General features: G+C 60.1%; 1 protein-coding gene and 1 pseudogene. Both read left to right on the top strand.

Going from position 1 to position 859, the window contains the following annotated elements; translation table 11 throughout:
* Positions 1–103, top strand: a pseudogene (locus ACFFP0_RS30970) (IS5/IS1182 family transposase); the annotation flags it as partial.
* A 79-nt stretch (positions 104–182) separates the two neighbouring features.
* Positions 183–449 (top strand): KTSC domain-containing protein, encoded by a 267-nt coding sequence (locus ACFFP0_RS30965; RefSeq protein ID WP_377266081.1) that lies wholly within the window; start codon positions 183–185, stop codon positions 447–449.
* The last annotated feature ends 410 nt before the right edge of the window (positions 450–859 follow it).

Raw genomic sequence — 859 nt, 5'->3', positions numbered from 1 at the left:
CAAGCTCAAACAATTCCGACGTGTCGCCACACGATACGACAAGCTGCTCGCAAACTTCATGGGCTTCGTCAAAATCGCCGCTATCGCCATCTGGCTCAAATAGTTAATTCGTCGCTACGGCCTAGTGATTGACGGTCAATCGCGTCTCTTGTTATTCAATCCGGGGCACGGAGACGGCAGATATGTTTTGGCGTCGCAAGACAAAACCTTCCGAGATACGGCCATCAGCCGTCACGTCTTTTACGTATGATGCTGTTGAGAAGCTGCTTGTCGTCGAATTTGCCGACGGCACGCAGCGCCGTCATCCCGGGGTCAACAAGGGGGCCATCGTCGGGCTTGAGGTCGCCGGAAACAAGCGCGACTTCTACGACAGTGAAATATGCCCCAGGTTTCGGGATATCGACGATTCGACGGTCGTCATGCCGGAAGAGAATGGCCCTGACCGGTAACGCGCGTCAGGCAGCCTGAAGCGCTTCCGGTCTTGATGGAACGTTCTGCAAGCCTTGGGGTGCGTCCTGAAAGACGCGCGAAGGTGTTCCAATCTGTAGAAGCCGCGCACCGACCGTGGGAGCTCGTGCCGGGAACTGGCTGTTACGGCAGATCGCTGGCGGCTGTTGGTCTCCCAGTCCGCCTTGTCCGTGACGCTGGTTTGGGAGAGTCCGTGGCAGACCCGGAGGAGAGGCGTTCACGGCTCCTTGGGTCGCCGGGGTGTGGGAGGCAGCCGACCGTTTCACGCCCGACCGGCGACCGCAGCGCGCCCGGCATGGCGCAGGTGCCTGCGCCTGCCTTTTCATCCGCGAGGCCAGGCGCGGGCCTGGCCCCATTCGCCGTTCATCCTCTCCCGAATTCGTCAGTTAAT

It is taken from the genome of Neorhizobium puerariae (genome assembly GCF_042429745.1).
Lineage (GTDB): Bacteria > Pseudomonadota > Alphaproteobacteria > Rhizobiales > Rhizobiaceae > Neorhizobium > Neorhizobium puerariae.
The sequence above is the reverse complement of the archived record's forward strand: the minus strand, read 5'-3'. Positions and strand labels throughout refer to the sequence as shown.

Bases quoted from the DNA above. Each gene is read 5' to 3' on its own strand.
- ACFFP0_RS30965 (WP_377266081.1), top strand. From the start codon at position 183: ATGTTTTGGCGTCGCAAGACAAAACCTTCCGAGATACGGCCATCAGCC.